The organism is Mesorhizobium sp. USDA 4413 (assembly GCF_056280365.1).
Map to the genome: position 1 here is coordinate 5,095,811 of NZ_JBVPRP010000001.1, position 24,937 is coordinate 5,120,747.

General features: G+C 63.4%; 24 protein-coding genes and 1 riboswitch. Of the genes, 6 read left to right on the forward strand and 18 right to left on the reverse strand.

The window, feature by feature from the left end; all coding sequences use genetic code 11:
- Positions 1 to 38 precede the first annotated feature (38 nt).
- Complete coding sequence (locus ACVMIM_RS25030; protein WP_476115163.1) at positions 39 to 281, reverse strand: hypothetical protein; 243 nt, start codon at positions 279 to 281, stop codon at positions 39 to 41.
- Positions 282 to 370: 89 nt separating this feature from the next.
- On the opposite strand from ACVMIM_RS25030, the gene ACVMIM_RS25035 reads away from it, so the two are divergent.
- Positions 371 to 2,440: an ASKHA domain-containing protein gene (locus ACVMIM_RS25035; protein WP_476115164.1), complete on the forward strand. Its 2,070-nt coding sequence runs from the start codon at positions 371 to 373 to the stop codon at positions 2,438 to 2,440.
- A gap of 150 nt (positions 2,441 to 2,590) precedes the next feature.
- Here ACVMIM_RS25035 and ACVMIM_RS25040 read toward each other — a convergent pair whose 3' ends face one another.
- On the reverse strand, positions 2,591 to 3,613 hold the full coding sequence (locus ACVMIM_RS25040; RefSeq protein ID WP_476115165.1) for an acyltransferase family protein: 1,023 nt from the start codon (positions 3,611 to 3,613) through the stop codon (positions 2,591 to 2,593).
- A gap of 293 nt (positions 3,614 to 3,906) precedes the next feature.
- On the opposite strand from ACVMIM_RS25040, the gene ACVMIM_RS25045 reads away from it, so the two are divergent.
- Both ACVMIM_RS25045 and ACVMIM_RS25050 read left to right on the forward strand, forming a co-directional pair.
- Positions 3,907 to 4,092 (forward strand): hypothetical protein, encoded by a 186-nt coding sequence (locus ACVMIM_RS25045; RefSeq protein ID WP_041004327.1) that lies wholly within the window; start codon positions 3,907 to 3,909, stop codon positions 4,090 to 4,092.
- 234 nt (positions 4,093 to 4,326) lie between these two features.
- The gene (locus ACVMIM_RS25050) at positions 4,327 to 5,292 is read left to right on the forward strand and encodes an alpha/beta hydrolase (protein ID WP_476115167.1); all 966 of its coding nucleotides are present in this window, start codon (positions 4,327 to 4,329) and stop codon (positions 5,290 to 5,292) included.
- 1 nt (position 5,293) lies between these two features.
- Here ACVMIM_RS25050 and ACVMIM_RS25055 read toward each other — a convergent pair whose 3' ends face one another.
- Positions 5,294 to 6,193 (reverse strand): LysR substrate-binding domain-containing protein, encoded by a 900-nt coding sequence (locus ACVMIM_RS25055; RefSeq protein WP_040981895.1) that lies wholly within the window; start codon positions 6,191 to 6,193, stop codon positions 5,294 to 5,296.
- A 219-nt stretch (positions 6,194 to 6,412) separates the two neighbouring features.
- On the opposite strand from ACVMIM_RS25055, the gene ACVMIM_RS25060 reads away from it, so the two are divergent.
- The 3 genes from ACVMIM_RS25060 to ACVMIM_RS25070 all read left to right on the forward strand — a co-directional run bounded on the left by ACVMIM_RS25060 (position 6,413) and on the right by ACVMIM_RS25070 (position 8,327).
- Positions 6,413 to 6,598, forward strand: coding sequence for a hypothetical protein (locus tag ACVMIM_RS25060; RefSeq protein ID WP_476115168.1), 186 nt, complete (start codon positions 6,413 to 6,415; stop codon positions 6,596 to 6,598).
- 351 nt (positions 6,599 to 6,949) lie between these two features.
- Entirely contained in the window at positions 6,950 to 7,084 is a 135-nt protein-coding gene (locus tag ACVMIM_RS25065) for a hypothetical protein (protein WP_278047999.1), read from the forward strand.
- 304 nt (positions 7,085 to 7,388) lie between these two features.
- Positions 7,389 to 8,327, forward strand: coding sequence for a GlxA family transcriptional regulator (locus ACVMIM_RS25070; protein WP_442920190.1), 939 nt, complete (start codon positions 7,389 to 7,391; stop codon positions 8,325 to 8,327).
- A 15-nt stretch (positions 8,328 to 8,342) separates the two neighbouring features.
- Here ACVMIM_RS25070 and ACVMIM_RS25075 read toward each other — a convergent pair whose 3' ends face one another.
- From ACVMIM_RS25075 to ACVMIM_RS25145, 15 genes are all read right to left on the reverse strand, one after another.
- Positions 8,343 to 9,140, reverse strand: coding sequence for an ABC transporter ATP-binding protein (locus ACVMIM_RS25075; protein ID WP_476115170.1), 798 nt, complete (start codon positions 9,138 to 9,140; stop codon positions 8,343 to 8,345).
- The gene (locus tag ACVMIM_RS25080; protein WP_476115171.1) at positions 9,137 to 9,913 is read right to left on the reverse strand and encodes an ABC transporter permease; all 777 of its coding nucleotides are present in this window, start codon (positions 9,911 to 9,913) and stop codon (positions 9,137 to 9,139) included. Before ACVMIM_RS25080 ends, ACVMIM_RS25075 begins: the two co-directional genes overlap by 4 nt.
- Positions 9,914 to 10,074: 161 nt before the next feature.
- Complete coding sequence (locus ACVMIM_RS25085) at positions 10,075 to 11,025, reverse strand: ABC transporter substrate-binding protein (protein WP_476115172.1); 951 nt, start codon at positions 11,023 to 11,025, stop codon at positions 10,075 to 10,077.
- 148 nt (positions 11,026 to 11,173) lie between these two features.
- On the reverse strand, positions 11,174 to 12,019 hold the full coding sequence (locus ACVMIM_RS25090; RefSeq protein WP_476115173.1) for a DUF1194 domain-containing protein: 846 nt from the start codon (positions 12,017 to 12,019) through the stop codon (positions 11,174 to 11,176).
- Positions 12,020 to 12,098: 79 nt separating this feature from the next.
- The gene (locus ACVMIM_RS25095; RefSeq protein WP_476115174.1) at positions 12,099 to 13,040 is read right to left on the reverse strand and encodes a phosphoribosylaminoimidazolesuccinocarboxamide synthase; all 942 of its coding nucleotides are present in this window, start codon (positions 13,038 to 13,040) and stop codon (positions 12,099 to 12,101) included.
- A gap of 129 nt (positions 13,041 to 13,169) precedes the next feature.
- Positions 13,170 to 15,731, reverse strand: coding sequence for a GcvT family protein (locus ACVMIM_RS25100; protein WP_476115175.1), 2,562 nt, complete (start codon positions 15,729 to 15,731; stop codon positions 13,170 to 13,172).
- Positions 15,732 to 15,871: 140 nt separating this feature from the next.
- Positions 15,872 to 16,651 carry a hydroxymethylpyrimidine/phosphomethylpyrimidine kinase gene (locus ACVMIM_RS25105; RefSeq protein WP_476115177.1) on the reverse strand — a complete coding sequence of 260 codons (780 nt, stop codon included), beginning with the start codon at positions 16,649 to 16,651 and terminating at the stop codon, positions 15,872 to 15,874.
- Complete coding sequence (locus tag ACVMIM_RS25110; RefSeq protein WP_476115179.1) at positions 16,642 to 17,247, reverse strand: thiamine phosphate synthase; 606 nt, start codon at positions 17,245 to 17,247, stop codon at positions 16,642 to 16,644. Before ACVMIM_RS25110 ends, ACVMIM_RS25105 begins: the two co-directional genes overlap by 10 nt.
- A complete protein-coding gene (locus ACVMIM_RS25115) occupies positions 17,244 to 18,017 on the reverse strand; it encodes a thiazole synthase (protein WP_476115180.1) in 774 nt (257 codons plus the stop codon). Before ACVMIM_RS25115 ends, ACVMIM_RS25110 begins: the two co-directional genes overlap by 4 nt.
- Before the next feature lie 3 nt (positions 18,018 to 18,020).
- Positions 18,021 to 18,218: a sulfur carrier protein ThiS gene (thiS, locus tag ACVMIM_RS25120; protein ID WP_041003920.1), complete on the reverse strand. Its 198-nt coding sequence runs from the start codon at positions 18,216 to 18,218 to the stop codon at positions 18,021 to 18,023.
- Entirely contained in the window at positions 18,187 to 19,194 is a 1,008-nt protein-coding gene (thiO, locus tag ACVMIM_RS25125; RefSeq protein ID WP_476115182.1) for a glycine oxidase ThiO, read from the reverse strand. Before thiO ends, thiS begins: the two co-directional genes overlap by 32 nt.
- A 3-nt stretch (positions 19,195 to 19,197) precedes the next feature.
- Positions 19,198 to 21,036, reverse strand: coding sequence for a phosphomethylpyrimidine synthase ThiC (thiC, locus tag ACVMIM_RS25130; protein WP_476115183.1), 1,839 nt, complete (start codon positions 21,034 to 21,036; stop codon positions 19,198 to 19,200).
- Between the two features lie 103 nt (positions 21,037 to 21,139).
- A riboswitch (TPP riboswitch) is annotated at positions 21,140 to 21,255 on the reverse strand.
- 201 nt (positions 21,256 to 21,456) lie between these two features.
- Complete coding sequence (locus tag ACVMIM_RS25135) at positions 21,457 to 22,215, reverse strand: FkbM family methyltransferase (protein WP_476115184.1); 759 nt, start codon at positions 22,213 to 22,215, stop codon at positions 21,457 to 21,459.
- The gene (locus ACVMIM_RS25140; protein WP_476115185.1) at positions 22,212 to 23,441 is read right to left on the reverse strand and encodes a hypothetical protein; all 1,230 of its coding nucleotides are present in this window, start codon (positions 23,439 to 23,441) and stop codon (positions 22,212 to 22,214) included. Before ACVMIM_RS25140 ends, ACVMIM_RS25135 begins: the two co-directional genes overlap by 4 nt.
- A gap of 12 nt (positions 23,442 to 23,453) precedes the next feature.
- Positions 23,454 to 24,929, reverse strand: a complete 1,476-nt coding sequence (locus tag ACVMIM_RS25145; RefSeq protein WP_476115186.1) for an aspartate aminotransferase family protein — start codon at positions 24,927 to 24,929, stop codon at positions 23,454 to 23,456.
- Between the last annotated feature and the right edge of the window lie 8 nt (positions 24,930 to 24,937).

Consider the following 24,937-nt stretch of genomic DNA (forward strand, 5'->3'; position numbering starts at 1 on the left):
TCGCATCGCGGATGCGCTCGGACAGCTCTGCTTTGCGTTCAGGCCATGCCCAATATGGCGTCGAACAACGCCATCCCCGCCCAAGATCCGAAGATGCCCGTCAAGCCGCCGACGATGAAATCATCGTCATAGGCGGGCCAGTACGCGTGCAGCAGCAGCGCGCCGACGATCGCGCCGACAATCCCGGTGGCCAGATATTGCGGATTGCGCAGCCACGAGCCCTTCAGAACGCGCACCATGGTGAACGCGGTGAAGACGGCGGAGAGCAGCAGATCCGACATGGTTGGCCCCTGGACCAACGGACTCTCCGCCCAATAGTGAAACGATCCGTTAAACGGCATCGGCAATTGCCATCGAGACACGTGCCAGCATGAATCCTACCCCCAACATCACCGATCCGCTCGTCCTGTTCATGCCCTCGGGCAAGCGCGGCCGGTTCCCGGTCGGCACGCCGGTCCTCGATGCCGCGCGCCAGCTCGGCGTCTATGTCGAAAGCGTTTGCGGCGGCCGCGCCACCTGCGGGCGCTGCCAGATCGAGGTGCAGGAAGGCAATTTCGCCAAGCACAAGATCGTCTCGTCGAACGACCACATCTCGCCCAAGGGCGCCAAGGAGGAGCGCTATGAGCGTGTGCGCGGCCTGCCCGAGCGGCGCCGCCTCTCCTGCTCTGCGCAGATCCTCGGCGACCTCGTCATCGACGTGCCGCAGGACACGGTCATCAACGCCCAGACCATCCGCAAGGACGCCGACACCAGGGTGATCGCCCGCGATACGGCGATCCGCATGTGCTATGTCGAGATCGAAGAGCCCGACATGCACAAGCCGCTCGGCGACCTCGACCGGCTCAAGATCGCCCTGATGAAGGACTGGGGCCTCAAGAACCTCGAATTCGACTTCTATCTGCTGCCGCAGGTGCAGGGGATCCTGCGCAAGGGCAACTGGACGGCCACCGCAGCCATCCACAAGGATGCCGACAGCGACATCGCGCGCGTCATCGCGCTATGGCCCGGCCTGAAGAACGAAGCCTACGGCCTCGCCTGTGACATCGGCTCGACCACGATCGCGATGCATCTGGTGTCGCTGCTCTCGGGCCGGGTCGCCGCTTCCTCCGGTACCTCCAATCCGCAGATCCGCTTCGGCGAGGATCTGATGAGCCGCGTCTCCTATGTGATGATGAATCCGGACGGCCGCGAGGGTATGACCGTGGCCGTGCGCGAAGCGGTGTCCGGCCTCGTCGACAAGGTCTGCGCGGAAGGGAATGTCCAGCGCGCCGACATCCTGGATTCCGTCTTCGTCGGCAATCCGATCATGCATCATCTGTTCCTCGGCATCGATCCGACCGAGTTGGGCGGCGCCCCCTTCGCGCTCGCCGTCTCGGGCGCGGTGCGCATCAAGGCCTCCGACATCGGCCTGAAGCTCAACCAGGGCGCGCGCCTCTATATGCTGCCCTGCATCGCCGGCCATGTCGGCGCCGACGCCGCCGCCGTGACCCTTTCGGAAGGGCCGCATCGCCAGGACGAGATGATGCTGATCGTCGATGTCGGCACCAATGCCGAGATCGTGCTCGGCAACTCGACCCGCGTGGTGGCGGCCTCCTCTCCCACCGGCCCGGCCTTCGAGGGCGCGGAGATTTCCGGCGGCCAGCGCGCCGCGCCCGGCGCGATCGAGCGCGTGCGCATCGATCCCGACACGCTCGAGCCGCGCTACCGCGTCATCGGCTCGGAACTGTGGTCGGATCAGCCGGGCTTCGCCGAGAGCGTGCAGGCGACCGGCGTCACCGGCATTTGCGGCTCCGGCATCATCGAGGTGATCGCCGAGATGTATCTGTCGGGCATCATTTCCGAGAACGGCGTCGTCGACGGATCGCTCAGCATGCGCTCGCCGCGCATCGTGCCGAACGGCCGCACCTTCTCCTACGTGCTGAAGGAGGGCGAGCCGAAGATCACCATCACCCAGAACGACGTGCGCGCCATCCAGCTCGCCAAGGCAGCACTCTATGCTGGCACCAAGCTGTTGATGGAAAAGCAGCACACCGACCATGTCGACCGCATCCATTTTGCCGGCGCCTTCGGCTCCTTCATCGACCCGAAATACGCCATGGTGCTTGGCCTGATCCCGGACTGCGACCTCGACAAGGTCTCGGCCGTCGGCAACGCCGCCGGCGCCGGCGCGCGCATGGCGCTGCTCAACCGCGGCTACCGCCGCGAGATCGAGGAGACGGTGAGTCGGATCGAGAAGATCGAGACGGCGCTGGAGCCGAAATTCCAGGAGCACTTCGTCTACGCCATGGCGCTGCCGAACAAGGTCGATCCCTTCCCCAAGCTGGCCGCCGCGGTGAAGCTGCCGCCCCGCAAGACGGTGGCCGAGGATGGCGCAGCCGGCGACGCCACCCCGCGCCGGCGTTCACGCGAGGAGCGCGCGGCGCGGCGTGGCCGCGACTAGAGCAACTCCAGGAAAAGCGAGAGCGGTTAGGCTCGGCGCCTTCGCCGTAGTCTTCCGTCCGGAATTGCATAAAAACAAAGGGATAGAACGGTTCGCCGTTTCCATGAAACGTCGAAAACCCTCTAGCGTAAGCTCAAGCTTGTAGCGGCCTCATTCCGCGGCCCCCGCGGCCGCGGCATTGCTTGCCTTCACCGCGCCCTTGGGACGTTGCGGGTGCAGCAGTCCGATCAATGGCTTTTCGACGATCAGATAGAGCATCGCCGAGAACGCAAGCGTGGCGACCAGGATCGTTGCCGGCTGCAACGCCTCCGGCAGGCCGGTCCGCAACACGACGCCCGTCGTCAGGACGCCGACCACGACATGCCATAGATAGATCGAATAGGACGCATCGCCGAGGAAGCTGGGCAAGGAAGCCGGCTTGAACGGCCGCGCCCGCTCGGCAAAGACCGCGCCCGCGACGATCAACGCGGCCGGAAGCCCCCAGCGCAAGGCACGAGGCAAATCGGCATCGAACAGCGGGCCGGCCGCAAGCAGAAGAAATCCCGCGCCGGCCATCGCCAGCGCCAACCCGAGCGGCAGTCTGGCTCCCTGGAACCACAGGTGCCCGACGACGACGCCGGCCGCGAACTCGATCACGACAGGGTCGGTGAAGGCATGCGCATATCCCGCAGGGAGGACGAAATGCAGCGCGACGATGGCGACAAGCGCGCCTGTAAGAACGCCGAACCGCCAGCGTTCGCTCAGGAACAGTACGAGCGTGAAAACGAGATAGAACATCATTTCATAGCAAAGCGTCCAACCTTGTATGACGATGGGATGCAGAGCGCCCTCCTGCAGGACCGGCAGGAAGAACAGTGAGCCCAGGAAATTCGGGACGCTGAAGAAATGGCCGTAGAAGAATTGCGGCTTGAGCAGGATACCCGCCGCGGTCAGCAGCGTGACGATCCAGTAGAGAGGCACGATGCGGGTGATGCGGCGCCCCATGAAACGCCACGGATCGGCCGGCTTGCCGGCTGTCGTCACCCACATGATGAAGCCGCTGATGACGAAGAAGACGTCGACGCCGGCTGCTCCGACATCGAACGGACCGCCGAACTGCTCGCTGACGTGGAAGCAAACGACCGCGCACGCGGCAAGGCCGCGCAAATACTGAATGCTGTGTATGCTCGTCACGATGCCCTGACCCGTTCGCATCATGCTGCGGTGCACATACCCCCCACGCCGCATTGCACAATAACAGTCCAGCCGCTCGCCTCTGTCAACCGCCGATGGCGGCTGTTCGAGCCGGAATCGGCACACCGGCACGCCCGATTCATTTGCATGCAAATGTTTCCGGATCCGCGCGATCCGGAAACCGAAACGCTGTTCTCGCGAAATCGACCCGATACATGCCTGCCGCATTTAGCGCCCATCGCATGGCGGCCAGCAACCATCTTCGGCCCCGTTGCTCTTCAAGGGAGATGAAAATGTCGATGTTTGGAAATCTCAGCCGCTTCGGTGTCACCATCAGGCAGGCTCATGCCAGAAAGAAGGCGATCCGCGCGCTCAACGATCTGCCGGCGCATGTCCAGAAGGACATCGGCTGGCCGGCCTCGCCGCCAAGCGACCCGCAGGCAGTCCTTCACGCGCTGCTTCTGGGCACGCCGCGCTGATGACCTTCGCCGACAAATGCAAGCTGCTCGGCAATCGCCGGGGCCGCAACGCGGTTCCGGCGGCTGGCGACAACAAGATGCGCGCAGCGCTGCTGCCGAAGCGGCGTTGATGCTGGCCCCATCGGATCACGCCGATGTACCAGCGCGATTCCTTGACATTTCAAACTGAGGTACAATTTTCGTAGAGCGGGGGGAATTCTCTTAGTCGGCTGTGCCCGAAGTCCGTGTATCCGCATGCCCAGTTTGAAAAGCCATCTCGTTTCATTCGTTCTCAGGCACAGCCGCAAGAAGGCGTTTTCCAGTCCCGAGAACCTGCACCGTTGGATCGCTTACGCCCGCAAGACCGAAGATCATCATCCGCCGGCCCTGCTCAAAGCGCGGCTGGACATCACCGAGACCGAAATCGACGGCTTTCCCGTCTATGAGATCGCGCCGAAAGCAGGCGAACGCCGGCGCATCCTTTACATGCACGGCGGCGCTTACGTTTTTCAGATCACCTCCTATCATTGGGTGCTGATCGCCGAGATGGCCGAGCGTCTCGGCTTCGGCATCACCGTGCCGATCTACCCCATCGCGCCCGAGCACGATTTCCACGATATGTTCGGTATGGTCGGCGACGTCTACCGGCGCATGCTCGAAGAGACCGACGCCGAGGACATCGTCTTCATGGGCGATTCCGCCGGCGGCAACATGGCGGTCGTGCTGACCATGATGGCGGCCGAGCGGGGCCTTCCTTCGCCGTCGCGTCATGTGCTGATCTCGCCCGGCCTCGACGTTTCGCTTGCAAATCCCGAGGTCTTCGAGGCCGAGCGGCAGGATCCGTGGCTGGGTATTCCGGGTGGGCTGGAAGCGGTGCGGCTCTACAGCGCTGGTTTCGACCGCAAAGACTGGCATATAAGCCCGCTTTACGGCGATCTGTCCGTGTTGCCGAAGACGCTGCTGCTGACCGGTTCACGCGACATGCTGACACCAGATAATCTCATCTTCGCCGAACGCGCGCGCGCCGCCGGCGTCGAGGTCGATGTGGTTTATGAAGAGGGCATGTTCCACGTCTGGCCGCTGATCGAGATGCCTGAGGCGCGCCGCGCGCGCGACAGCATCGTGGCATTCCTCAACAGCGCTCCGGCGGCGCGCCGAGCCCGTACGCGGCGCAGGACGAAAGCCGCATTCGCGGAGCGCCCTGCGCCGGCGGCTCAATAACTCAGAACTTGCCGGTCTCGCGGAACAGCTCGAATGTCGCCCGGATATGGTCGGCCACGGCCTTAACCGGAGCGCTTGCATCGGGCGCCACCACCATGGCGAGATTGTAGGTGCCGATCTCGGGCATGCCGTCCTTGGCGCCCAGCGAGACCATCTCGTCGCCGAGAAAGGATTTTGGCAGCGGCGCCACCGCAAGGTCGGCCATGATCGCGGCGCGCTGGCCGGCCGTGTGGGCGCTCATATAGGCAATGCGGTAGTTGCGGCCCTCGCGACCGAGCGCTTCCAGGGCGCCGGCCCGCCAGGCGCAGCCTTCCTCCCACAGCGACACCGGCAAGGGCTCGCGCAGATGCGCACAGCCGCCCTTGGCGCCGGCCCACACGATCGGCTCGGTCAGAAGCACCTCGGCGCCGATCGCGCTGGTCTTGTAGGAATTGGTGAGCAGCGTGATGTCGAGCGCGCGGTCGTCCATGCGCCGGCGCAGATTGATGCTCTGGTCGATGGTGACGTCGACGGCGATCGAAGGATGCGACTGCGCGAAGCGCTTCAGCACATGCGGCAGCACGCGCTCGCCATAATCGTCCGGAGAGCCGAGCCGCACCACGCCGACGATGTCGGGGATGATGAATTTCGACACCACCTCGCGGTTGATCGACAACAGCCGGCGCGCATAGCCGAGCAGCATCTCGCCATCCGTGGTCAGCGTCACCGAACGCGCGTCGCGCGCGAAGACCGAACGGCCGAGGATGTCCTCTAGCTTCTTGATCTGCATGGAAACGGCTGATGGCGTGCGGAACACCGCATTGGCGGCAGTGGTGAAGCTGCCGGTCTCGGCGATCGCCACGAAGGTTCGCAGCACATCGAGGTCAAGCAGCGGCAGCGGATGATTGAGCGGGGCATTCATGGGAGCCTGCTTTCAATTTTTCTGATGCAATCCATCATTCCATTTCGTTTGATTGAACATCACTCCAGGCGCATAGTCAACTCGATCGATGCAGCATGCTGCCAAAAGCAGCCATGAAACCACCCTGACACAGTCCTGCAATCGACATGAAATGAAGCTGAAACAGACATGACTTAATGCAGTGGCGGGCGCCTCCCTGCCCGCATAGAGGAGAGAGAAATGTCTATCCTGTCATCCATCGGTCGGCTTGCGACCGAATTCAGCGCGGCCCGTGCCCGCTACCAGACCGAACGCGCCCTCCATGCGCTGCCGATCGAATTGCAGAAGGATATCGGCTGGCCTGAAGCCGCCGACGTCAAGACCGGTTTGCGCCTAGGTGTCGGAAGCTGGGCTGGAGCGAAGTAATCAAGTGTGTACGGAGTTCTGAAGGCCTGCCGCGTCAGCTCGGCAGGCCTTTTGTTTGTTCGTTGTTTTTTTGTTTGCGTTCAAATGACTTTTCCAGCCATGCGGCCGCCGCATGACGCATATGAACCACTCGCATAGCGGGTTAACAGGATGGCTAAAGCACTGTAATAAATAGGAAATCATGGGCACATTGCCCAAAAATGTCGCAAACCATGTCGCTTTTCATATCAACCGCTTCGTTTTTGCGATTTAGTTCTTGCTGAAGCGAGCCTATATCAGCCGCAGCAAAAACGAGCTGCCCCACTCCTTAAGCGAAGGCGACCCGTCTGAGCAACCAAATGGAGATGGATGATGAAGCTCTTTGCCCGCCTGTTCACCCGCCGCGAAATGAACCTGACGACCGCTTTGGAGCGTCAGCGCCTCGCCAAGACCATGCCCGGCCAGACCGGCGCGGTGGCCGCTGCCCGTCTCGGCTTTATCGCCTGAGACAGTTCGGCATGCTGAATTCCAACGCCGCCCGGCTTGCCGAGGCGGCGTTTTCGTTGGGCATTGGCACCTGACGTCGGCGAAGAGACGGCTTGCGGTTGCACGAATTGCCCGTTTGCGACCCGTGTCGCAAATTTAATCTTCACTTAGCCGCCTACCCGATTGACAGGAATGGTTTTTCCTGTTGTCGCTATGCTGTTCGCGACATCCTGTTCGCGTCATGGCTGCGTGAGGTTTCACCGTGAATGCCGTAAAGCACCCGATCAAGAGATCGTTTGTATTCTTCCTCGTTCCTGATTTTACGATGATCGCCTTCGCGACGGCGCTCGATCCGCTTCGCTCGGCCAACCGGATGCTTGGCTACGAGGCCTATAGCTGGCGCCTGGCAAGCATCGACGGCAAGCCGGTCCGCGCCTCGAACGGCGTCGAATGTGCCGTCAACACCTCGCTCGAAGAGGAGCGCAGGAAGATGGCCGGGCCGGACCGGCCGAACATGGCGATCGTCTGCAGCGGCATGAATGTCGAGCGCTACCACAACAAGTCGGCCTTTGCCTGGCTGCGCGAGGAGTACAATCGCGGCGTCGCCGTGGGCGGCCTGTGCACCGGCGCCCATATCCTGGCCGCCGCAGGTCTGCTCTCCAACAAGCGCTGCGCGATCCATTGGGAGAACCTGCCGGGTTTCTCGGAGGCTTTCCCGAAGGCCAATGTTTTTGCCGATCTCTTCGAGGTCGACCAGAACATCTATACCTGCGCCGGCGGCACCGCCGCGCTCGACATGATGCTGAAGCTGATCGGCGATGATTTCGACGAGAGCCTGGTCAACCGTGTCTGCGAGCAGGTGCTGACTGACCGCGTGCGCAGCCCGACCGATCGCCAGCGCCTGCCGCTGCGCGCCCGCCTCGGCGTCCAGAACTCGAAGGTGCTCACCATTATTGAGCTGATGGAGGCCAACCTTGCCGAGCCGCTGTCGCTGATCGAGATCGCCGACCATGTCGATCTTTCCCGCCGGCAGATCGAGCGCCTGTTCCGCACCGAGATGGGCCGCTCGCCCGCCCGATACTATCTGGAGATCCGGCTCGACCGCGCCCGGCACCTGCTCATCCAGTCGTCGATGCCGGTGGTCGAAGTGGCGGTCGCCTGCGGCTTCGTTTCCGCCTCGCATTTCTCCAAATGCTACCGCGAGCTCTACGCCCGCTCGCCGCAGCAGGAACGCGTCGACCGCAAGCAACTCTTGGCGGCTTGATCCGGAGATTCCGGATCAAGCTCCGACTGATTGCCCCTGCGCCGTCCGCATCGCCTCGATGCGGATGTCCTCGGTGAGTTGCGCCTTGAGCACGGAGAATTCCGGGGTGGTCTTCAGCGTGTAGTGCCGCGGATGCGGAAGGTCGACCGGCACGTCCGATTTGATGCGGCCGGGCCGGGCGCTCATCACGACCACCCGCGATGCCATGAAGATCGCCTCCTCGATGTCGTGAGTGACGAACAGCACCGTCTTCTTGCGCTGTTCCCAGATGCCGAGCAGCAGTTCCTGCATCAGCCCGCGCGTCTGGTTGTCGAGCGCGCCGAACGGCTCGTCGAGCAGGAGAATTTCGGGATCGTTGGCCAGCGCCCGCGCGATCGCCGTACGCTGCTGCATGCCGCCCGACAGCTGCTTCGGCCAATGGTTCTCGAAACCCCTCAGGCCGACGAGATCGATATAGGAAGCGACGACCTCGTTGCGCTCGCGCTCGGGCCTGCCTTGCTCGCGCAGACCGAACCCGATGTTTTCGGCGACCGTCAGCCAGGGAAACAGCGTGTAGGACTGGAACACCATGCCGCGATCCGGCCCCGGCCTTGTGACTGCCTTGTCGTCGAGCAGCACGCGACCGGTGCTCGGCGCTTCCAGTCCGGCGACGATCCGGAGCAAAGTCGATTTTCCACAGCCGGACGGCCCAAGGATGGTGATGAAGTCATTCGCGGCGACTGCGAGGTCGACCGGCTGCAGCGCCTGCACCGGCTCCCCGCCCCCGACCCCGGCAAAGGTCCGCGAGACGCTCTCGATCTGAAGCTTGCTCATGCCAGGCTCCACGGATAGAGCCAGCGATTGAGCGCCTTGAAGGCGAAATCGGACAGAAGCCCGATCAGCCCGATGACGATGATGCCGAAGATGATCTGCCCCGTTGCCAGCCGCGACTGGCTGTTGATGATCATATAGCCGATGCCGGACGACGAGCCGATCAGCTCGGCGACGATCACATAAGTCCAGGCCCAGCCAAGCACCAGCCGCAGCGTTTCGGCGATTTCCGGCGCGTTGGCCGGCATGATGACGCGCTTGACGATGCCGTTGTCCGTCGCCCCCAGCGTGTAGGCGGCCTCGACCAGGTCGCGGCGCGTAGCGCCGACCTTGACCGCGACGATCAAAATGATCTGGAACACCGAGCCGACGAAGATCACCAGGAGCTTTTCGAGTTCTCCGATGCCGGCCCAGAGGATGAGCAGCGGAATGAAGGCCGACGCCGGCAGGTAGCGTGCGAAGGACACGAACGGTTCGAGGAAAGCTTCGATCGGCTTCCATGCGCCCATGGCGATGCCGATCGGCACCGCGACGATCGAGGCGAGCACGAAGCCGCCGAAGACGCGCCAGATGGTGATCAGGATATCCAGCCAGAACCGGTCTTCGACGAGCAGCCGCCAGCCGTCCTTCAGCATCGACAGCGGATCGGCGAGGAAGATGCGGTTCACATGGCCGCCGAGTGTGATCCACGCCCAGAACGCCACGAACAGCACGAAGAAGGAGATGCCGAGCACGGTTCGCGTGCCCGGCGCAACGGGGTGCAAGGGACGCAGCATCAGGCCCTGTCCTTAAAGCATGTCTCCCGAAAGCGGGAGCCGGTTTCGGGATAAGACATGCGTAATCAAAATCTAAGACGCAGCGAGCGTATCCGAAGAATCGCGACGCGCTTAAGGAGAAAGGATCGGCGGCGCGATGCCGCCGATCGGGTGATGCGCGATCAGTTGGCGACCGCGCTGGTGTCGGCAAGCGTCGTCACGTCCGGCGCTTCCTTGATCAGCCCCATCTGCAGCAAGAGCTCGGCGGCCGTTTTGGAAAAGTCCTGGAAATCCTTGGTGAAGAACTGCTTGTTCTCCGCCTTGTCGGCCCATTTCAGGTACTTGGCCGAGTCCTCGAACTCCTTGGCCGACTGCTTCACGTCGGCGCCCATGATCTCGTAGGATTTCTGCGGTTCCTTCTTGATCATGTCGAGCGCGTCGAAATAGCTGTCGGCAAGCGCCTTGGCGGCATCGGGATTGGCCTTGAGGAAGTCCGGCGTGCAGCCGACCGTATCCATCACCATCGGATAGTCGAGCGTGGTCGCCAGGATGTGGCCCTGGTCGGCCTTGTCGCGCACGGCGGAGATGAAGGGCTCGTAAGTGACGGCGGCATCGTTCTGGCCGGCCAGGAAGGCCTGCGCCGCCGCGTCCGGCTCCAGATTGACGACGGTGACGTCCTTGGTCGACATGCCGTTCTTGTTGAGCACCCAGGCGAGCAGGAAATAGGGCGAGGTGCCGGGCGCGGACGAAGCGACGTTCTTGCCCTTGAGATCGGCGACGCTCTTGATGTCGTTGCGCACGACGATGCCGTCCGCGCCGTAGGATTTGTCGAGTTGGAAGATCTGCTTGGTGGTGACGCCGCTGGCGTTCCACACCATCCAGGTCTCGACGGTGGTCGCCGCGCATTGCAGGTCGCCGCTGGCGATGGCCAGCGGACGGCTGGCCTGCGGCACTTTCTTCAACGTGACATCGAGCCCGTGCTTTTCGAAAAGCCCGGCCTGCTTGGCCAGCGTCAGCGGCGCGAAGCCGGTCCAGCCGCTGATGCCGATGGTGAGCGACGTCGCCGCCATCGCCGGTGCGCTAAGCACGGCGGCGGCCGCCAGCGCCGCCGCGAAAATGGTGGTTCTTTTCATTGTTGTTCCCCTTTTTGTGGTGAGCGCAGATTGTCTCACAGACGCCAAAAGGCTTGTCAATGAAGCAGAAGCCGCACTGGATGATGGTCCAAGCCGGAGCATGATCCTGGAGAGTGGACCCGGCTTTTCGGAGCAGCTCTTAGGTCCGTCACGGGACGCCCCAGCCGCGGTTGCGCCACATCTTCTCGCCCACCAGGCAATCGGCGGCTGGCTTGTCATCGGCGAGCACGACCGGCGGATGCGCGGCCTCTTCGGCCGCCCATTGCGGTGAAGCGGGACCGGCAAGCTCGAGCACCAGCTTGCGGCGGATCGCTTCGGGGAACTGCGTCCAGTCATTGACTGGGATCATGAAGGCGCCCGGTCCGCCGATGACGCAGTCGCTGTAATAGCGATCGAGATTTTCGACGTCGAAGGCACCGCTGAAACCACCGCGCGTCATCAGCGGCAAGCCGTTGATGGTAATGCCTTGCCTGACCACCTCGTCGCGCGTGAGATTGACGGGCGCGCCCTGATTGTTGGGTCCGTCGCCCGAGACGTCGATGACGCGCTTCGTGCCCTGGAAGCCGCTCTCGGCGAAGAGATCGCTGCCGAAGCTCAGCGCGCCGGAGATCGAAGTCCGCCGGGCGCTGTCCGGCGGGCGGGCACTGAGTTGAGCCACCACCTTCTCGGCATCGGCACGATTGGCGATCACCGTCCACGGCACGATGACGCGCTGCCAGGTGGTGCCCGCCCATTCCACATAGGTGACGGCGATCTTGCCATAGGCGCCGTCGGCGATGGCCTTCAGCACATTGTCATGCGTGAGCGCGGCGGCATAACCGTGGCGCTGGATCTCCAGCTCCGCCGGCGACATGGAGAGCGAGACATCGACCGCCAGCACCAGTTCGACATCGACCGGTTCGGCGGGAGACGCTGCCGGCGTCAGCCAAAGCGCCAGAGCCAGGGCGGCACCGGCCGAGACGACGATATGCCTTGCGCGGGCATAAGCGGACATGGACCAAGGTTAGGCGAAAATCGCCGCGCGCAGAAGCCGGGAATTGCCGGGCACCGGATTTCCGCCCGGCGGTGATCTTTCAAAAATATCGCGCGAGATTAGAACGGATGCGCTCCAGCACCGTATCGCCGGAAAGGTCGGGCACGAATTTCGCCCCCGTGATCGCCTCATAAGCCTGGACATAGACCGCCGAAGCCTGGTTGACGATCTCGTCCGGAATTTGCGGGATCGGGTCCTTGTAGGGATCGCACCGCGCCGACACCCATGAGCGGACGAAATCCTTATCGAAACTCTGCGGCCGGCCGCCGCTTTCGAACGCCTCGTCATAGCTTGCCGCGATCCAATAGCGGCTGCTGTCGGGCGTGTGGATTTCGTCCGCCAGCACAATGGTGCCGTCCGGCGCGGTGCCGAATTCATATTTGGTGTCGGCCAGGATCAAGCCGCGTTCGGCGGCGCGCTGCTGGCCGCGGGCAAACAGCTGCAGCGCGTAGCGCGATACCGTGCCCCATTGCGCCTCAGTAAGCAGTCCCTGCTCGATGATCTCGGCTTCCGACAGCGGCTCGTCATGACCGCCGCTGGCTGCCTTGCTGGTCGGTGTGATGATCGCTTGCGGCAGCTTTTCATTGTCGCGCAGCCCCTCAGGAAAGCTGTGACCGTAGAAGCTCCGTTCACCTTTCCGGTACTTGGTCAGGATCGAGGTGCTGGTGGTCCCGGCCAGATAGCCGCGCACCACGATCTCGACCGGCAGCATGTCGAGCCGCTTGCCGACCACGACGTTGGGGTCGGGATATTCCAGCACGTGGTTGGGGCAGATGTCGGCGGTTTCCTCGAACCAGTAGCGCGCCGTCTGGGTGAGGACCTGTCCCTTGAACGGAATCGAAGCCAGGATCGTGTCGAACGCACTCAGGCGATCGGTGGCGATGATGATGCGGCGCCCGTCCGGCAGATCGTAATTTTCGCGCACCTTGCCATTGTAGCGATTGGGCAGTTCGGGAATGAAGGCGTCGGACAGGATGCGCATGGGGCGTGGCTTTCGCAGGCTTCTGATCGAGCCACATAAGCCGCTGGCCCCCCGCACATCAAGCCAAGCATTGCGGCCTTCCAAGGAGGGCCGCGCTTTTCCGATCAGTTGCCGGTAGTGAGCCGGTCGTCAGCTCCTCGGCTTGAGGTTCTCCGGGTCGTAGAGCGGCTTGTAGCCGACGCCCGCCACCTCGACCGGATAGGTCTCGCCGAAATACTCGACCTGCAGCTTGCGGCCTTCCTGGCAGTAGGCCCAGGGCAGATAAGCGAGCGCGATGTTCTTGCCGATGGTCGGACCATAGGCGACCGAGGTGGTGAAGGAGCGGCGGCCAAGCGCGTCGACCAGCGTCTCGCCGGTCGCGGGATCTTGCACCGGCATGGTGCCGACCGGATAACGTGCGACGCCCTTGGAATCGGTGTTCTCGGTCATCACCAGCGTGCACAGCATCGCCGGCTGGTGCTCGCGGGCGCGATATTCCAGGTGCTTGGCCTTGCCGCAGAAGTCGTTCTCCTTGACCTTCGGACGGGCAAGGTCGGCCTCGAGCAGATTGTATTCGGTCAGAAGGTCCGCGTTCTGCAGCCGCAGGCTCTTCTCCATGCGGCGCGTATTGGCATAGGTCTCGACACCGAACGGCATGACGCCGGTCGAGCGCAGCGCGTCCCAAACGGCAAGGCCGTCCTCGTAGCGCATATGCAATTCCCAGCCCTGCTCGCCGACATAGGAGATGCGGAAGGCTGTGACATCCTTGCCGCCGATCCTGATCGGCTTGATCGCCGCGAAGGGGAAATTCTCCGGCGTCAACCCGTTCGGGTCCTCGACCACTTTCTGCAGCGTCGTGCGGGCGTTCGGCCCCCAGATGCCGATGGTGACGTATTTTTCGGTTACGTCTGTGACGGTGACGTCGAAACCCTTGTCCTGCGCGGTGCGCTGCATGTAGCGGAAATCGCGCGGGCCGGCATCGGCGCCGTCGATCACCCGGCAGCGATCGGCCATGCGGATGACGGTGAAGTCGGCGCGCACCATGCCTTCCTCATCGAGGAAGTGGGTGTAGATGCCTTTGCCGATGTTGTTGTCGCCGCCGATCTTGGCCGCGCACAGCCACTCCAGCAGCGCGACATGGTCGGGTCCCTCGACGTCATACATGGAGAAATGCGACAGGTTGACGATGCCGCAATCCTCGCTCATCGCCAGATGCTCGGCATTTGAGACGCGCCAGAAATGGCGGTTGTCCCACTCGTTCTCGCGCACCGGCACGCGGTTGCCGTATTTTTCCAGCAGGTGCTCGTTGGCGGCATAGCCGTGGGCGCGCTCCCAGCCGCCCAGCTCCATGAAATAGCCGCCGAGCTCCTTCTCACGCTCATAGAACGGCGAGCGGCGGACGTTGCGGCCCTTGGAGAAAGGCTCGCGCGGATGCACCGCCGGATTGTAGACCTTCATCGCCGTTTCGGTGCAGCGATCCCAGATGAACTGTTCCTGCATCTGGTGCGGATAGAAGCGCGAATAATCGATGGCATGATGGTCGATCGACGTGCGGCCGTCGGTCATCCAGTCGGCGATGAGTTTGCCCATGCCGGGGCCGTCCTTGACCCAGATGGCGACGGCGTACCACAGGCCCCTCACCTTCTGGCTCTCGCCCATCGACGGGCCGCCATCGGTTGTCACCTGCAGCAACCCGTTGAAGGAATGGCCCTCATTGTAGCCGAGCTCTCCCAAGATCGGCGTCAGCTCCATGGCACGCTCCAGCGGCGCCATGATCTGCTCCATGTCGAGGTCGCGCTGCGACGGCGAAAGTCGCGCCTGGTCCTTTTCGAGCAGATCGCGCGGGTGGCACAGACGCGGATTGGTCTCCTCGTAGTAGCCCCATTCGATCTGCCCGCCCTCGGCGGTCTTGGGATCGCCGGTGTCGCGCATATAGGCGGAGTTGCCCTGGTCGCGCAGCAACGGCCAGCCGATCTCCTTGCCGGTGCCGGCGAACTCGTTGTAGGGGCCGAAGAAGGTGAGCGGATGGTCGATCGGCATGACCGGCAGGTCCTCACCGACCAGTGCGGCGGTGAGCCGGCCCCAGATGCCGGTGCAGACCACCACATAGTCGGCCTCGATCGTGCCGCGCTCGGTCACCACGCCCTTGATGCGGCCGTTCTCGACGATCAACTCCTTGGCGGAAGTGTTCGCGAACGCCTGCAGCTTGCCGGCGGCGACACCCTGATCGACCAGCTTGCCGGCGACCGTCTGGGAGCGCGGGATGACGAGGCCGGCGTCCGGATCCCACAGGCCGCCCTGCACCAGATGCTCCTCGATGAGCGGGAACTTCTTCTTGATCTCGGCCGGCTCGATCAGGCGGGCGCGGGTGCCGAAGGCCTTTGCGGAGGCCACCTTGCGCTTGATCTCATCCATGCGGCCGTCATCGCCGACGCGGGCGACCTCGAGGCCGCCGACGCGCGCGTAGTGGCCCATCTTCTCGTAGAAATCGATGGAGTAGAGCGTCGTCCAGCACGACAGGAAATCATGGCTGGTCGTGTAGCAGAAATCCGAGGCGTGCGCCGTCGAGCCGATATCGGTCGGTATGCCCGACTTGTCGATGCCGACGATATCGTCCCAGCCGCGCTCGATCAGGTGATGCGCGACCGACGCGCCGACGATACCGCCCAGGCCGACGATGACGACCTTCGCCTTTTTCGGAAACTCTGCCATTGCCCGCGACTCCAAAGGGATAAAGCGGGCGGGACTATAGGGCGGAGCGGTGGGGAGATTGAAGCCTGTTTGCGACATTAGGAAAAGACCGAGCGACCCTGACGCCGGCCCAGACTGTCATGGGCGAAGAATTGCTTATCTTATGCCCCGGAGCCGAGTTCGCGCTCGATACACCGCAGGAGCTTTTCGAAGACAAGCCGCTTGCCTTCGCGCACGCTGTCCTCGAGCGGTTTCGCACCGGCCAGATGTGCCGCGATCGCGCTCGCCAGCATGCAGCCGGTCCCACGCATCGAGCCGGCAAGCCTTGGCATGTCGACGTGGATAGGTTCTTGTCCAGGGCTCAACAGGATATCCGTTGATCTGGGTCCCGTCGCATGGCCGCCTTTGATGAGCAGTGCCTGCGGCCCGGCCGCAAGCAATCGCCTCCCCTGCCGCAGCGTATCATCGTCGTCCACGGCCAAATCCGAACCGGTCAGGATCGCCAGCTCGACAAGGTTCGGCGTGACGAGACGGCAAAGCGGCATGAGATCGCGCTTCAAGACTCCGATCGCCCCCGGTTCCAGCAGTTGCCTGCCCGACGAGGAAGCCAACACCGGGTCGAGGACTGCCGGTATCCGCGGATTTTCGCTGAGCACGGCGGCAACCGCCGCGATGACGCGTCCCGTCGAAAGCATGCCGATCTTTATCGCGGAGACCCTGTTGGCCCGCAGCGCCGCGCGCATCTGATCGGCGACCAGACCAGGCTGCATATGGTGGGTTGCCGTGACGGATTGGTGTGTCTGCACCGTTACCGCGGTGACGGCAACGCAAGCGCGCAAGCCGATGCCAGAGATCGTCTCGATGTCGCGCGCAATTCCCGCGCCTCCACTGGAATCCGATCCGCCGACGACGAGCACATATGGGTCCCGGTTCAGCGCCATGGGGCAGTCTTTTCGATCCATTCCCCGGTGCGCGCCTCGGGATCCGGGTTCAGCGTTATATCCGTCACCACCGCAGCGCTGTCGGCACCGGCTCCGAAAACGCCGTCGAGCCGCTCGGGATTGAGACCGCCGATAGCGACCAGCGGAATGGGTGCGACAGCGTCCTTCCAGGCGTGAACTCTTTCGAGCCCCTGCGGCGCCCATTTCATCTTCTTCAGGATGGTCGGATAAACGGGACCAAGCGCGACGTAGTCGGGCGTGGCTGCCATGGCCGTCTCCAGCTCAGCATAGTCGTGGGTGCTCAGTCCGAGCCTGATGCCGGCCGCCCGTATCTCCGGCAGGTTGGCGGCCTGCAGATCCTCCTGGCCGAGATGGACGAAGTCGCAGCGCTCCTCGATCGCCAGGCGCCAATGATCGTTGACGATGAGCTGGCAGTCGTGTCGTGCGCACAAGGCTTTTGCCTTGCGGACCTCCATACGCAGCCTGTCCTCGTCCATGTCCTTGATGCGTAGCTGCACCAGCCTGACGCCGAGCGGCACCAGCCGCTCGATCCAGGCGGCGCTGTCGACGATGAGGTAGAAGGGATCGAGCTTCATGAAAAAACCGCCCTGCCGATCGTAGGCGTCGATGGCACGGCGACGTCGCGCGGCTCGAGCAGGCCCGAACCATACGCTTCGCGGCCGGCATCGACCGCCTTGCTGAAAGCCCGCGCCATGGCCACAGGATCGGCAGCCTTGGCGACCGCCGTGTTGAGGAGCACGGCGTCGAAGCCAAGCTCCATGACGGTTGCCGCGTGCGACGGCCGTCCGAGCCCCGCATCGACGATCAACGGAACGTCGGGGAAATGCCCGCGCATCGAACGGAGCGCCATTATGTTGACCGGCCCGAGCGCCGAACCGATCGGCGCGCACCACGGCATCAGGACCTTGCAGCCTGCCTCCAGCAGCCGCTCGGTGACGACAAGGTCGTCGGTGGTATAGGGGAATACGTCGAAACCGTCCTCGCAAAGGATGCGGGCCGCCTCGACCAAGCCGAACACGTCGGGCTGCAGCGTGTCGTGATTGCCGATCACTTCGAGCTTGATCCAGGACGTGCCGAAGACCTCGCGCGCCATCTTCGCAGTCGTGACGGCTTCCCTCACGGAGTGACAGCCGGCGGTGTTGGGCAGGATTCTCGCACCGAGGGAGTTGACCAGCGACCAGAATTTCTCGCCGCCCCTGCCGCCAGCCATTTCACGGCGCAGCGAGGCCGTCACCACCGAGGTGCCCGAGGCCTTGACCGCTTCGGCGAGCACCGCCGGGGAAGGATATTGCGCGGTGCCCAGCAGCAGACGCGAGGCCAATTTTGTCCCGAAAAGCTCGAACATCGGCTAGCCTCCCTGCATGGGCGACAGGATTTCGATCCGATCGCCCTCGCTCAACTGGAATTCCGGCCGTTTGGCCGCGGGTACGACATCGCCGTTCAGCGCGGTGGCGAGCCAGCCGCCCTCGTAGTCCAGCTCCTTCAAAAGGGCGTCGAGCGTCGCCGCCTTGGCTTCAAGCGCTTCGCCGTTGACGATCAGCTTCATTTTCAGACTCCAGGTCGGCAGATGAATTGAAGAGAAGGTCGGCAGCCTGCTCGGCCATGGCCGGTGAAAGCAGGAAACCGTGCCGGTAAAGGCCGTTGATCGTGATCGCGCCGTCCTTCCGACGCTTTACCCGTGGCAGATTGTCGGGATAGGCAGGGCGAACGCCCACGCCCGTTTCGACGATCTCGGCCTCGCCGAACGCCGGATGAAGTGCGTAGGCCGCATTAAGGAGCTCCATAAGCGAACGGGCGGTAATCGGCCCGTCATGGTCGCTTTCGATCATGGTCGCGCCGACCATGAAGTGATGATCGGCCCGCGGCACCACATAGATCGGATGACGCGGATGGAGCAGACGCACCGGCCGGGCGAGTGAGACCTCACGCGTGTGGAGGATCAGCATTTCGCCGCGCACGCCGCGCAAGTCGTCGTCGGCCCGCGCCATGCCCGTGCAATCGATCACCTGATCGAAGCCGGAAGGAGCGATCTCGCCCGCCTCGAAGAGGAAGATGACGCCCATTGTGCGCAGTTTGCCGGCCAGCGCTTCGAGAACCCGGCGCGGATCGAGATGAGCTTCGCCGGCAAAGAACACCCCCTCGCGGAAGCGATCGGCAAGATCGGGCTCGAGGGCGGCAAGCGCCTCTTCGTCGACGGATTCGCAATTGCCCGTGCGAGCCGCATAACGGGCAAGCTCGGATGCATCGCGCGCATGGGCGACAACGAGAGTACCGGCTTTCGTCACGAGCCCGGGCAGTGTCCTTTCCCACCACTCGGCCGAAGTTTTGCCGAGCGTGACAACCGCCTCTTCGGCGCTTTCGCGCTCGCACCAGGGAGCGAGCATACCGCCGGCAAGCCAGGAGGCCTTGCCGCCTATCCGGCCCCTGATTTCAGCAACCGTAACCGACGCACCCCGCGCAGCCAATTCATGGGCGACGGTGAGGCCTGCCACACCGGCGCCTTTGACAAGCACACGGCGCATGACTCAGCGCGACGCCTGATCATCAAGCGCCGAAGGCTGTTCTTCCGACGTTTTGACCGGCATATAGAGATCGCCGCCTGCGCGGTATTTCTCCGCCATCGCCGCCATCCCCTCCTTTTGCGCTTCCGCGCGAATGTCGTGGGAGATGCGCATGGAGCAGAATTTCGGTCCGCACATCGAGCAGAAGTGCGCGACTTTATGCGCCTCCTTGGGCAACGTCTCGTCGTGGAGCGAACGCGCCGTCTCGGGATCGAGCGACAAGTTGAACTGGTCTTCCCAGCGGAACTCGAACCGCGCCCGCGACAGCGCGTCGTCGCGGATCTTCGCCGCCGGGTGCCCCTTGGCGAGATCGGCTGCATGCGCGGCGATCTTGTATGTGATGACCCCGGTCTTGACGTCGTTGCGGTCGGGCAGTCCGAGATGTTCCTTCGGCGTCACATAGCAGAGCATGGCTGTGCCGAACCAGCCGATCATGGCGGCGCCGATGCCGGAGGTGATGTGGTCGTAGCCGGGCGCGATGTCCGTTGTCAGCGGCCCAAGCGTGTAGAAAGGCGCCTCGCCGCAGAAGGCAAGCTGCTTGTCCATGTTCTGCTTGATCTTGTGCATGGGAACATGGCCCGGGCCTTCGATCATCACCTGGCAGTCCTTTGCCCAGGCGATCTTAGTCAGTTCGCCAAGCGTCTCCAGCTCGGCGAACTGCGCTTTATCATTGGCATCGGCGATCGAGCCGGGGCGAAGGCCGTCGCCGAGCGAGAAGGAGACGTCATAAGCCCGGGCGATATCGCATATCTCCTCGAAATGCTCGTAGAGGAAGCTTTCGCGATGATGGTGCAGACACCATTTCGCCATGATCGAGCCGCCACGGGAGACGATGCCCGTGATCCTGTCGACGGTCAGGGGGATATAATGCAGCCGCACGCCTGCATGGATGGTGAAATAGTCGACGCCTTGCTCGGCCTGCTCGATCAGCGTGTCGCGATAGACCTCCCAGCTCAGATCTTCGGCGACGCCGCCCACCTTCTCCAGCGCCTGGTAGAGCGGCACCGTGCCGATCGGCACCGGCGCGTTGCGCACGATCCATTCGCGGATGTTGTGGATGTTGCGGCCGGTCGACAGGTCCATGACAGTGTCGGCGCCCCAGCGGATCGCCCAGACCATCTTTTCGACCTCTTCGGCCATCGAGGAGGTGACGGCGGAATTGCCGATATTGGCGTTGATCTTCACCAGGAAATTGCGGCCGATGATCATCGGCTCGCTCTCGGGATGATTGATGTTGGCGGGAATGATCGCACGGCCTCGCGCCACCTCGTCGCGTACGAATTCCGGTGTGACGAAATCCGGGATTGATGCGCCAAATGCCTCGCCGTCCTGTTCAAGCCTGCCGCGCAGCATCTCGCGACCGAGATTCTCGCGGATGGCCGCGAATTCCATTTCGGGCGTGATGATGCCAGCGCGCGCATAGGCAAGCTGCGTCACCGCCTTGCCGGCTTTCGCCCGCAGCGGACGGTTGCGGATCGGAAATCCCCGCGTCAGGCGCTCGCCTGTCGCAAATCCGTTGTCCTCCGGCCTGACGTGGCGGCCGTCATAGGGCTCGACATCGCCGCGCGCGACGATCCAGTCTTGCCGAAACCGGGTAAGGCCCTTCTCGATATCGGTTTCGATCGCGGGGTCGGTGTAGGGGCCCGACGGGTCGTAGACCGTCACCGGCGGCTCGCCGGCAGTCGGGTGCACCGCGATCTCGCGCATCGGCACCCTGATTTGCGGATGGAGGATGCCGGATTTGTAGATCTTGCGCGAAGCGGGCAATGGCCCGGTCGATACGGTCGGGGTCAAGGCATTCATTTGAGGCTCCTTTGCTCGTTGCATTGGAGACCCAGTTCTGTGCCGGAAGGATGAAAAGACGCTTCGATCTGCCTGCTTGAACAGGTCTTCGGGCATGAACTCCCGCAAAGCGCTTGCACCGTCCCTACGCCAGTATGAACTGGATCAGGTTCAACGGGTCACTGCGCCGCGAAGCCAGCAGTATCTCAGCCCCTTGCCGGGACTCCCCTGGTGAATGGCCTAGGGTGGACGGGCCGGAGCCATCTTGTCAAGCGCGTTCGGCCCCGGACGGCAAATCGGGTTCGATGGCGCAAGCGAGAGCAATTCCAGGAAAGTGTGAACGGTCGGGCTCGGCGACTTCATCGTAGCCTTCCGTCCGGGAATTGCATCAAAACAAGGAGATCGAGCGGTTCGCCGTTTACCGCGAAACAATGAACCGCTCTAGGCGAAGGCCCAGATGTCCTCGGCCTGGAAGCCGACCTGGTAGCCGGCGGTCTTCAGCTTGACGACGACCTGGCCGATCTCGGCCGCCGGCAGCGCGCCGACCTCGATCTTGATCATGCCGGGGCGGTAGCGCTTAAGGTCGAGCTGCTCGAACACCATCCAGTCGGCGCCTTCGCAGTCGACCAGGAAAGCGTCGATATAGGTAATGCCGTTGCGGTCGAGCAGCGTCTGCAAGGTCTCCGACGGCACTTCGATGTCCTTCAGATGCTGCGCAAACTTGTTGAAGTTGGCGTCGGCCTCGCCCCAGGCGTTCTTGCCTGACATCAGGTTGGTGTCGGTGACCGATGAGCAGCCGATGAACTCGATCGGCAGCGTGCCGGCCTCGAGCGCGGCGGCATCGAAGGTGTGGACCGTGATCGTGCCGTTGGTTCTGGTCACCGCTACCGGTTCGATGATGAAGCGGTCGGCATCCGGGTAATTGGCGCGAAGCCGCTTCTGATTGTAGGGGATCGGCTCGACCAGCATGGCGCGCGCCCCCGGAATGCGGTGCAGCCAGGGTGTCACATCGTCGAACAGCGCGCCGTCGCAGGCGCCGACATTGACCATCTGGAACGGCCGGCCATTGCCCCCGAAACGTGCCTTCAGCGACGCCTTGGCGAGGAATTTCGTGCCGTGCAGCGCCGGGCCGCGATCGAGCAGGCCGGCCGGAAGGCCGAGCGACAGGAGAACGCGCGCGAAGCCCGAAAGCGAGCTCATGACTTATTTCCAGGAACGACCTGCAGCGCCGCGCGGCGCCCGCCCTGGCTCGCTGCCCACAGCGCCATCAGCGGCGCGGCCAGCAGCAGGAAGGGCGGCAGAAGATTGGGGAAATAGATGCGGGTGTCGTGGATCGGGAAGACGGCGAATTTCGCCAGCACGCCGAGCACGAGCGCCGCGAGCAGGATGCCGGCGCGGCGGTCCAGCCGGAAGCCAGCGCGCTCGAGCCCGAACCAGCCGGCCAGCGCCAGGACCGAAACACCGACCCAGCTGTTGATGCTGATCGCGCGCACCACCGACGCGGCAAAGGCCTTCAGATAGGCGGCCACCGAGAACGGCGGTTCGAAGCCGACCATATTGTAATGCTGCTCGATGCTGGAGAACCAAAGATGCGGCCACCAGCCGGGATGCTGCGCCCAGTGCGAGATGGCGAAATAAGCAATAAAGGATGCCGCGAAGCCGGCCAGTGCCCCCCATGCTCGTTCGCGGAAAGCGACCAGCAGCACCGCGAAAATGGCGAGGAAGACGAGGTTGTCGGGCCTGGCCATGAAAGCGAGGAAAAGTAGGATCGCCGTCGCCGCGTCGCGCTTGCGCACGTAGGAAAAAACCCCGCCCAGGAACAGCGCCGAACACAAAAGGTCCGGCGTCGAGGCCCGCGCCGCGTCGCCGAAATCGGCCATGATCAGGATGGCGCCGGCGACCGGCGCCAGCGCCAGCGCGCCTTCTGCGCGCAGCCAGGCGAGCGTGACGGCGCCGAACAGAAGCACCGAGAAGGCCTGCAACAGCCGCATCGCCTCCACCGGCGAGACGACATGGCTGAGGGTGGACAGGATCTCGGCATAGAGGAACTTGATCCGGTACATGCCGAGCAGCGAGTGGAAGTCGGCAGCATTCTGCGCCATATGGCTGCGGAAACCGCCGCCGTCGTCCGTCAGCGTCTTGTAATCGCCGGCCGACACGCCAGCCTTGACCGCGCTGTAGGCATAGTCATGCAGCGCCTTCGGATCGGGATAGGCGCCTTCCTCGGCGATCGCCAGATAGGGCAGCATGTCCCAATTGGTGTCAGGCATGAACCAAGCGGTCGCGGCGGTGAGCAGGATATAGAGCGAGAAGGCGACCGCCCCGATCGACGCGGCCCATTTCGCATAGGCTCTCTCGCCCCACGCCAGCCCGGCGCCGATCAACCGTTCCAGCGGATTGGTCGGAGCGGAAGGCCTGGTCAGCATCCTCAGTGGCCTCTACTTACCGACCTGGCTTTTCACGAAATCCTTCACGATCGCCACGATGCCGCGCGACAGCAGGCTGTCGAAGGCATCGACGAAGCGGTCGACATGCTCGGGCTGGCAGATCAGCGGCGGCTCGAGGCGGATGACGTTGCGGTTGTATTCGGTGAAGGCGACCAGCACATCGTAGTCGCGCAGCAGCAGCGAGCCGACGAAGCCCGACAGCGAGCCCTTCAGCTTGTCGTCGAGCACGCTCACCACCGGCCGCAGCACCATTGGCAGGGTCTGCGAGAAGTCGTGGAACTCGAGCCCGATCATGAAGCCCTTGCCGCGCACATCCTTGATGATCTTCGGATATTTTTCCTTCAGCGCCTGCAGCCGCCGCAGAAGGTACTCGCCGGTCGATGCGGCGTTGTCGATCAGGCCTTCGTCATACAGCACGTTGATGCCCTCGATCGCGGTGACGCAGGCCTCGCCCATGCCGCCGAAGGTCGCCATGGCATGGATCATCGCCGTCTTCGGCGTGCCATAGGCTTTCATATAGACGTCGCGCCTGGCGATCATCGCGCCGACCGCCGCCTTGCCGGCGCCGAGCGATTTCGCCAGCGCCGTCACGTCCGGCACCACGCCGTAGTGCTCGAAGGCGTAGAACCGGCCGGAGCGGCCATAGCCGCACTGCACCTCGTCCGCGACCCACAGCACGCCATATTGATCGCACAGCGCGCGCAGCTTCTGCCAGTACTCGGCTTTTGCCTGGATGATGCCGCCGCCGCCTTGGATGGTTTCCAGCACGATGACACCGATCTCGGGATCGCTCTTGAACAGACGCTCGACGGCGTCGATGTCGGCGAAGGGAACCCGCACGACATTGTCGGCCACCTTGAAGTCCGCGCGGTAGAGCTGGCCGTCGGTGATCGCCAGAACGCCCTTGGTCTTGCCGTGGAAGGAATTCTCGGCATAGACGATTTTCGGCCGCTTCGGGCCCGCGGCGCGCTCGGCTAGCTTGACCGCCGCTTCCATGGCCTCCGAGCCGGACGAGCCCAGGAACACCATGTCGAGATCGCCGGGCGAGCATTTGGCGATGTTGTGCGCAAGTGCTGCCGCATATTGCGACATGAAGGCGATGGCGATCTCCTGGCGCTTTTCCTCCTGGAATTTCCTGCGGGCTTCCAGGATGCGCGGATGGTTGTGGCCGAAGGCGAGCGAGCCGAAGCCGCCGAAGAAGTCGAGGATCTTGCGGCCGTTCTGGTCGATGTAGAACATGCCTTCGGCGCGCTCGATCTTGACCTTGTGGAAGCCGAGCAGCTTCATGAAATGCAGCTGTCCAGGGTTGAGATGCGCCTTGAACAGATCGGTGATGCGGGCGACGTCCATCGCCTTGGCCTGCTCGACACTGATCAGCTCGGGCTTGGCGATGGAAGCGGGCGAAAGCGCCGGCGCATCGACCAGCGTGCGCGTGCCTGTCTGTTCCGGCTTGGCGATGACGGTCATCTCGAAAT

Coding starts and splice junctions, on each gene's coding strand:
- ACVMIM_RS25030 (WP_476115163.1), bottom strand. CDS start 281: ATGTCGGATCTGCTGCTCTCCGCCGTCTTCACCGCGTTCACCATGGTG.
- ACVMIM_RS25035 (WP_476115164.1), top strand. CDS start 371: ATGAATCCTACCCCCAACATCACCGATCCGCTCGTCCTGTTCATGCCC.
- ACVMIM_RS25045 (WP_041004327.1), top strand. CDS start 3,907: ATGTCGATGTTTGGAAATCTCAGCCGCTTCGGTGTCACCATCAGGCAG.
- ACVMIM_RS25050 (WP_476115167.1), top strand. CDS start 4,327: ATGCCCAGTTTGAAAAGCCATCTCGTTTCATTCGTTCTCAGGCACAGC.
- ACVMIM_RS25055 (WP_040981895.1), bottom strand. CDS start 6,193: ATGAATGCCCCGCTCAATCATCCGCTGCCGCTGCTTGACCTCGATGTG.
- ACVMIM_RS25060 (WP_476115168.1), top strand. CDS start 6,413: ATGTCTATCCTGTCATCCATCGGTCGGCTTGCGACCGAATTCAGCGCG.
- ACVMIM_RS25065 (WP_278047999.1), top strand. CDS start 6,950: ATGAAGCTCTTTGCCCGCCTGTTCACCCGCCGCGAAATGAACCTGACG.
- ACVMIM_RS25070 (WP_442920190.1), top strand. CDS start 7,389: ATGATCGCCTTCGCGACGGCGCTCGATCCGCTTCGCTCGGCCAACCGG.
- ACVMIM_RS25075 (WP_476115170.1), bottom strand. CDS start 9,140: ATGAGCAAGCTTCAGATCGAGAGCGTCTCGCGGACCTTTGCCGGGGTC.
- ACVMIM_RS25080 (WP_476115171.1), bottom strand. CDS start 9,913: ATGCTGCGTCCCTTGCACCCCGTTGCGCCGGGCACGCGAACCGTGCTC.
- ACVMIM_RS25085 (WP_476115172.1), bottom strand. CDS start 11,025: ATGAAAAGAACCACCATTTTCGCGGCGGCGCTGGCGGCCGCCGCCGTG.
- ACVMIM_RS25090 (WP_476115173.1), bottom strand. CDS start 12,019: ATGTCCGCTTATGCCCGCGCAAGGCATATCGTCGTCTCGGCCGGTGCC.
- ACVMIM_RS25095 (WP_476115174.1), bottom strand. CDS start 13,040: ATGCGCATCCTGTCCGACGCCTTCATTCCCGAACTGCCCAATCGCTAC.
- ACVMIM_RS25100 (WP_476115175.1), bottom strand. CDS start 15,731: ATGGCAGAGTTTCCGAAAAAGGCGAAGGTCGTCATCGTCGGCCTGGGC.
- ACVMIM_RS25105 (WP_476115177.1), bottom strand. CDS start 16,651: ATGGCGCTGAACCGGGACCCATATGTGCTCGTCGTCGGCGGATCGGAT.
- ACVMIM_RS25110 (WP_476115179.1), bottom strand. CDS start 17,247: ATGAAGCTCGATCCCTTCTACCTCATCGTCGACAGCGCCGCCTGGATC.
- ACVMIM_RS25115 (WP_476115180.1), bottom strand. CDS start 18,017: ATGTTCGAGCTTTTCGGGACAAAATTGGCCTCGCGTCTGCTGCTGGGC.
- thiS (WP_041003920.1), bottom strand. CDS start 18,218: ATGAAGCTGATCGTCAACGGCGAAGCGCTTGAAGCCAAGGCGGCGACG.
- thiO (WP_476115182.1), bottom strand. CDS start 19,194: ATGCGCCGTGTGCTTGTCAAAGGCGCCGGTGTGGCAGGCCTCACCGTC.
- thiC (WP_476115183.1), bottom strand. CDS start 21,036: ATGAATGCCTTGACCCCGACCGTATCGACCGGGCCATTGCCCGCTTCG.
- ACVMIM_RS25135 (WP_476115184.1), bottom strand. CDS start 22,215: ATGAGCTCGCTTTCGGGCTTCGCGCGCGTTCTCCTGTCGCTCGGCCTT.
- ACVMIM_RS25140 (WP_476115185.1), bottom strand. CDS start 23,441: ATGCTGACCAGGCCTTCCGCTCCGACCAATCCGCTGGAACGGTTGATC.
- ACVMIM_RS25145 (WP_476115186.1), bottom strand. CDS start 24,929: ATGACCGTCATCGCCAAGCCGGAACAGACAGGCACGCGCACGCTGGTC.